Here is a 6,148-nt window from a genome sequence, read left to right on the forward strand (position 1 = left end):
GCTCCGAGACCGCCGCCACGACGCACCCCGTCCCGTCCTGCCGTGCCCGGTACGTCTCAGGCCCGTGCGGCGACCTCATCGGTGTGCTCCGCGGCGGGGAGCAGGTGTGACGGCTCGATACCGTCGTCGAGCCGCCCTTCGCGGCGCGCCGCGAGGTAACGGTCGAGGAGCACCGCGAAGATCACGATGATGAGCAGCGACCACCCGAGCGTCGTCTTCATGTACTCCGCCGCGCGGCCCGCCTCCACCCAGCGCCCGGACAACCAGGAGTCGTAGCTCATGAATCCGTACACCGCCAGCCACGCCGGCCAGTTCCGCATCACGGAATTGGGCAGCAGCACGGTCATGAGCAGCGGGAACAGCATCATCGAGTAGTACATCTGGCCGAGCGATCCCAGCAGGAACGACGCACTCAGGAGCACACCGGTGGCGGTGCACACGAAGAAGACCTCGTCGTTGCGGCAGTAGCGGTAGAGCAGCCAGAGCGACACCGCCACGAGCACGGCGAGCACACCGCGCAGGCCCAGGACCAGCCAGCCGGGCAGCCCGTAGTACATCCCGTTGCCGACGATCGCGCTGTTGAAGTAGTCGCGGGACTCGAGCAGGTACGGCACCGTGAGTTCGACGAAATCCCACGCGTCGACCGACAGTGGCCACGCGATGATGTTCAGTGCGATGGGCACCCCGGCGGCGGTGAGGAACACCTTCCACTGGCCGCGTACGAGTGGAAGGAACAGCAGAGGCGCGAGGATCGGTTTGACCGCGAACGTGAGTCCCAGCATCACGCCCGCCCAGAGGTCTCGGCGTTTGAGCAGGAGCACCAGGAACGCGACTTCTCCCAGCAGCACCAGTCCGTTGATGTTGGTGAAGACCAGCGTGTTGGTCACCGTCTCGGACGCGAACGCACCCAGCACGAGGATGGGAGCGATGGGCGAGTCGAGCCGCAAGCCGAACATGCGCAGCAGCAGGTACAGCGCGATCAGGATGGCGACGGCGTTCGCAATGATGAACAGCCACCGGGATCGTTCGGGGTCGATCACGGCGATCGGCGAGATCAGCAGCGTCCCGGACGGGGGATAGAGGTAGTGCGGGTCGACCCATTGGAAGTTCGCGGTATAGACCGGAAGCCGGTTGAGGAACGCGAGCGCCGCGTTGTAGACCGGGGTGAAATCATCGGTCCGGAAACCGTTGACTGCTTTGATCACCACCCGGTGAAGAACGGTCAGGACCGCCAATGGCCACACCACGGCCTTGACCACGTCTGCGGTGGTTCGTGCCGTCCGGGGTTCGAGACTGCTGAGGAACACTACGGCACGGTACCCCGTCCGGGATCGGGACCGCGCACGTCCCCCGGCACGCAGGGGAACGGCGCGTCGCGTCTCACGCCGGGCAGAGACTTCCGTTCGGCGGCAGCTCTCCCGTACTCAGGTACCGCTCGATGCGGCCCTGAATGCACGTCGAATGCAACGAGGCGGAATAACCGGCACCCTGCCAGGACACGGTCGACCATGCGATCGCGCCGGCGGTGAGCGCGCCGGTCACCGATTCGACTCCCACGCTGCCGACAATGGGATCCGCAGCGCCGCCGGTGACGAGTACAGGGGTGTCGAGGGCTGCGGGCAGGGGTGGAGCGGGCAGGGTGGGCCAGGCCGCGCATGCGGTGGTAGCCGCGGCCGTGTCCGCACCGAACAGGGGATAGAGCGTCGCCCAGTTGCGCTGGAGATCGGCCGCGCGGGTCGGCGTCGGCCATCGCTGGCCGTCGCTGCACCGCGAGACGAACTGGCCGTCGGAGGCGAGAATCTGTTCGGCGGTGCCCACCAGATCGAGCAGTGGCACCACATCGCCGTCCCGCGCGGAAGCCAGCGTGTCGGACAGTTCGCGGATCCGGCTGGGAAGATCTCCGCGCGGTGTGCCGAGATACGCGCTGATCACCGTCAGCAAGGCATTGGAGGACACCGGTGCCAGAGCGCCGCTCGAGGCCTGTGCGTGGAGGTCTTCGAGAGCCTGCCGGGGGTCGTCACCGAGCGAACAGTCGAGCGCTGCGCACTGCCGCGAGAACGCGTCCACCGCGGACTCGGCGCCGCGGGCGCGCGACTCCGCGATCTGTTCTGCGTCGCCCGATGCGGCGACGGGGGAGTCCAGCACGAGCCGTCCCACGGCACCCGGGTAGGCCGCGGCATATGCGAGACCCACCGCCGCGCCGTTTCCGATGCCGAGGAGGCCCACGCGCTCGACGTTCCATGCCTGCCGCAGCCGGTCGATGTCGCCGGCCGCGTGGGACGCGCTGAACATCAACTCCTGGGGCTGAAGATAGTCGGTGCAGGAGATGGTGGCCTGGCGGCCGAGTTCGGCCACTCGCTCCGGCGCGGACCCGCTGCGACCGAACTGTCCCAGATCGGCGAGGGCGCGACGGTCGGCGCCGAACACACAGTCGATGGCCAGCGACATCCCGATGCCACGACGATCCACCGCGACCACCGGACGCGTCGTCAGCACGCCCGAGAGCGGGCCGGTTGCGAGTGCGGCGAGGGCGCGCGTCGACGGCATGTCGCTGCCGGTCGTGAGGACCAGTGGTGCGACATCGTCCGGGGTGTCCGGGAGTTGCGCCCGGAGCACGGCAAGCGGGAAGGTGCCGGGAACAGCACCGGAGGGGTCGATCGGCGTCGGCACTTCGGCGCATTCGAGCGACAGACCTGTCGGCCCCGACGGGAGCGAGTAGGACGCCACGGTGTCGGAAGTGCAGTCGCGCCACGTGAGGTCCGTTTGGGGAACGGGCAGTTCGGGCGCCGCGTCCTCGTCTTCCTGGACGGTCGGTTCGCTGCTATCGACTCCTTCGCGCACCACGGCGACGTCGGGCCGGACCGATGGTCCCGCTCCGCACGCGGCGGCCACTGCGGCCACCGCGATCCATCCCACCGCGAGCACACCGGTTCTGCGCATGGGGACAGCCTGCCAGGTGTCACCGATCGGGGAGTGCACAGGTGTCGACGTGAGCGGCCGTCCCGAGGCCCGGACATGATCCCGGTAAGAGTGAAATCGGCGCCGCCTCGCGGGGCAGTGGATTGTCCTCGCGACTCGTGAACACATGGTGAACGTTCTGTGAAGTAGGTCGCATTCCGCTTGGGCGGTGCTACCCACTCACTCTGCGGCCTTACGCTGGATGAATGCACGAACGCCTCGTCGACCGCAACCCGGTGGTGCCCGCAGATCAGTTGGTGGCCCAGCTGGTGCCGCCCGCGATGTTCGACGAGGTGAGTTTCGCGTCGTACATCCCCGATCCTGCCGAGCCGAGCCAGGCCGCGGCGGTCAAGGCCGCCGAGGAGTTCGTCGGCAAGGTCGAGAAGATCCGGGGCGGCAAGCGCGGCCTGTTCGGCCGTAAGGCCCCGGCCCAGGGAGCGGGGCTGTACCTCGACGGCGGTTTCGGCGTGGGCAAGACCCACCTGCTCGCCTCGATCTTCCACAGCGCACCGTCCCCGAAAGCCTTCGGCACCTTCGTCGAGCTCACCCACGTCGTCGGAGCGCTGGGGTTCAACAAGGCCGTCGAGGAACTGTCGAGTCACAGCGTCCTGTGCATCGACGAGTTCGAACTCGACGATCCGGGCGACACCATGCTCATCTCCCGGCTGCTCACCGAATTGTCGGCACGCGGAGTGTCGATCGTGGCCACGTCGAACACACTGCCGGGCCAGCTCGGCGAGGGTCGCTTCGCGGCCCAGGACTTCCTGCGCGAGATCAAGAAGCTCGCCTCGATCTTCGAGACGATCCGCGTGGACGGACCCGACTATCGCCACCGCGACCTGCCGCCGGCCCCCGATCCCATCGAGTCGGAGGAGCTCATCGAGCGTGCGGACCAGGTTTCCGGCGCGACGCTCGACGACTTCGACGAATTGTGCGATCACCTGAGCACCCTGCACCCGTCCCGGTACGGCAAGCTCGTCGAAGGAGTGCCCGCGGTCTTCATCAACGGGGTGCACCCCGCGCGCGATCAGTCGGTCGCTTTGCGTCTCGTGGTCTTTGCGGATCGCCTCTACGACGCGAGCATTCCGGTGACGGTCGCCGGCGCACGGCTCGACGAGATCTTCACGCCCGAGATGCTGTCGGGCGGGTACCGCAAGAAGTACCTGCGTGCCACGTCGCGTCTGCTCGCCTTGTCCCGTTTCGAGGTTGCCGCCGGCTGACCGGCGGGGCGGTCACAGCACGCGTTGCATGAGGAAATCGTCGTGTGTCTGTGAACCGACAACGAAGGTTCGCGTACCGACGACCTCGAAGCCGTGCTTCTGGTAGAAGCGACGGGCACGCGTGTTCTCCTGGTTCACACCCAGCCACAGCCCGGCACGCCTGCGCTCGGCGGCGCGCTCGACGATCGCGTCCATCAGCGCGGCGGATACTCCGGCGCCGTGATGTCCCGGAAGTACGTACAGCTTGCTGATCTCGATGGCGGGTCGTGCGGTGACCACGTCGGGTACGGCGTACGCGGCCGAGTTCTCACTCGCGGGGTCCACCGAGTTCTGACTCGCGGGGTCCACCGAGTTCTCACTCGCGGGGTCCACCGTGGTCTCACTCGCCGGATCTACGGCCATCAGATAGCCGACGATCTCGTCGTCGACGCAGGCTTTCAGCACGATGCGGCGAGGGTCGGTCAGGTACTCGCTGAAGTTCTCTGCGCTGAGGGTTTCCTCGACGAACGCCGCGATGTCCTCGGACCCGGCCCCTGGAGGGCACGCGAGCGGAAACGTGGTGGCGGCGACTCCGGCGATGGTCTCGGCATCCCAGATGCCTGCCGGACCGACGGAGACGGACTCTTCGAGTGACGACGACGTGGGCATGGATCCAGTGAAGCACCGAGTGGTCGGGGCGGGAAGTTCCGGGCCCGGAAATGGCTGAACCCCAGCCTTGGATGGGGGGTCATGGCTGGGGTCCAATACCATCGGGGGGGATGGCACGTTCCACGCTACCCGAGTGTTTTCGGGGAGTTCCACCTGCTGCGGTCACGTTTCCGTCACATCGTGCACAACTCATTGTTGCGGAACGTTCACAAACCCTTTAAGGTCGGCACCTATGAAGCGCGTACTCGTAGTTCACCGCCGTAGCGGGGTCTGATTCGGACCGACCCCTCGCTGCGGGTCGTTGAGCTGTGCGTCGGTCCTTCCTTCTCGCGGAAGACCTCCCGAAATGAACGCCTTCACTTCTTTCATCTCCTCCGATTTCGATGCTGCCTTTGCGCGTCCGTCGGATTCTCGTCGAACCGCTCTGCGTGCCGCACCGGCGTGCGCGCCCGGCAGTGCTACGCCCCTCGATCCTTTCGCTGCGCGGTACGGCCGCCCGCTTCCGCTCCCGCTGCGTGCCGAAGCCGCCGGAATGTCGTGGCCGGAGTTCCTCGCGGTGTACACCTCCGAGCGCGGTCCCCTTCGATTGGGTGACTGGTCGGCCACCACGTTGCCGGCGGGCCGATCGGCGTTCGAAGCGACGATCGCGGTGGGCGATACGATCCACTCCGCGTCCGCGCTCGCGTGTGGTCCCGTCGCGGGGATGACGGCGATGCTCTACGACCTCGGTTTCGGCATCGAGATCCACTCGTTCCACCGGCACGATCTCGGCGACCTGCACGTGACGTTCCTGCTCTGCGGGTCCGGCGCACGTCGCACGTGGGTGATGGGCATGGGGGAGAGCGGCGTGGAATCGACTCTTCGCGCGATGATCGCCGGAATCAACCGGACCCACACGGCGGCGGCGGGCCGGTAGTCCGCGGGCCCTCGACTCGGGTGCGACGCCGGTCGCGTTCCTGATCGAGGGCCGCGTCCACCGGACGGATACGACGAAGGCCCCCTTCCTGAGGAAGGGGGCCTTCGTCGTTCCTGGTGCGCGATACTGGGATTGAACCAGTGACCTCTTCCGTGTCAGGGAAGCGCTCTCCCGCTGAGCTAATCGCGCGGGATTGTGGGGTCCAGATTTGGAGCGGATGACGGGATTCGAACCCGCGACCCTCACCTTGGCAAGGTGATGCGCTACCAGCTGCGCTACATCCGCATGCACGTTGACTCTACATCGATTCGACCCACGTGCTGGTCGAACCTGGTGCGCGATACTGGGATTGAACCAGTGACCTCTTCCGTGTCAGGGAAGCGCTCTCCCGCTGAGCTAATCGCGC

Annotated in this window: 5 protein-coding genes and 3 tRNA genes; 2 read left to right on the top strand and 6 right to left on the bottom strand. The window is 66.9% G+C overall.

Annotated elements, in window-relative coordinates:
- Positions 1 to 56: 56 nt before the first annotated feature.
- Together ACLQ3J_RS01960 and ACLQ3J_RS01965 are read right to left on the bottom strand one after the other, a co-directional pair.
- Positions 57 to 1,307, bottom strand: a complete 1,251-nt coding sequence (locus ACLQ3J_RS01960; RefSeq protein WP_346765092.1) for a glycosyltransferase family 87 protein — start codon at positions 1,305 to 1,307, stop codon at positions 57 to 59.
- Positions 1,308 to 1,380: 73 nt separating this feature from the next.
- A complete protein-coding gene (locus ACLQ3J_RS01965; RefSeq protein ID WP_422423624.1) occupies positions 1,381 to 2,940 on the bottom strand; it encodes an alpha/beta hydrolase in 1,560 nt (519 codons plus the stop codon).
- A gap of 224 nt (positions 2,941 to 3,164) precedes the next feature.
- On the opposite strand from ACLQ3J_RS01965, the gene zapE reads away from it, so the two are divergent.
- Positions 3,165 to 4,178, top strand: a complete 1,014-nt coding sequence (zapE, locus tag ACLQ3J_RS01970; protein WP_169652362.1) for a cell division protein ZapE — start codon at positions 3,165 to 3,167, stop codon at positions 4,176 to 4,178.
- A 12-nt stretch (positions 4,179 to 4,190) separates the two neighbouring features.
- Here the strand turns inward: zapE and ACLQ3J_RS01975 are convergent, their stop codons facing one another.
- Positions 4,191 to 4,826: a GNAT family N-acetyltransferase gene (locus ACLQ3J_RS01975; RefSeq protein WP_378528497.1), complete on the bottom strand. Its 636-nt coding sequence runs from the start codon at positions 4,824 to 4,826 to the stop codon at positions 4,191 to 4,193.
- Between the two features lie 346 nt (positions 4,827 to 5,172).
- Between ACLQ3J_RS01975 and ACLQ3J_RS01980 the strand changes: the two genes are divergently transcribed.
- Positions 5,173 to 5,742: a 2-isopropylmalate synthase gene (locus ACLQ3J_RS01980; RefSeq protein WP_425902015.1), complete on the top strand. Its 570-nt coding sequence runs from the start codon at positions 5,173 to 5,175 to the stop codon at positions 5,740 to 5,742.
- Positions 5,743 to 5,856: 114 nt separating this feature from the next.
- Here ACLQ3J_RS01980 and ACLQ3J_RS01985 read toward each other — a convergent pair.
- The 3 genes from ACLQ3J_RS01985 to ACLQ3J_RS01995 all read right to left on the bottom strand — a co-directional run bounded on the left by ACLQ3J_RS01985 (position 5,857) and on the right by ACLQ3J_RS01995 (position 6,148).
- Positions 5,857 to 5,931, bottom strand: a tRNA-Val gene (locus ACLQ3J_RS01985).
- Positions 5,932 to 5,951: 20 nt separating this feature from the next.
- A tRNA-Gly gene (locus tag ACLQ3J_RS01990) sits at positions 5,952 to 6,027 on the bottom strand.
- Positions 6,028 to 6,073: 46 nt separating this feature from the next.
- Positions 6,074 to 6,148: transfer RNA gene (locus ACLQ3J_RS01995), tRNA-Val, on the bottom strand.

The sequence above is a fragment of the Rhodococcus sp. DT1 genome, assembly GCF_049844875.1.
GTDB lineage: Bacteria > Actinomycetota > Actinomycetes > Mycobacteriales > Mycobacteriaceae > Rhodococcus.

Coding starts and splice junctions, on each gene's coding strand:
- ACLQ3J_RS01965 (WP_422423624.1), bottom strand. CDS start 2,940: ATGCGCAGAACCGGTGTGCTCGCGGTGGGATGGATCGCGGTGGCCGCA.
- zapE (WP_169652362.1), top strand. CDS start 3,165: ATGCACGAACGCCTCGTCGACCGCAACCCGGTGGTGCCCGCAGATCAG.
- ACLQ3J_RS01975 (WP_378528497.1), bottom strand. CDS start 4,826: ATGCCCACGTCGTCGTCACTCGAAGAGTCCGTCTCCGTCGGTCCGGCA.
- ACLQ3J_RS01980 (WP_425902015.1), top strand. CDS start 5,173: ATGAACGCCTTCACTTCTTTCATCTCCTCCGATTTCGATGCTGCCTTT.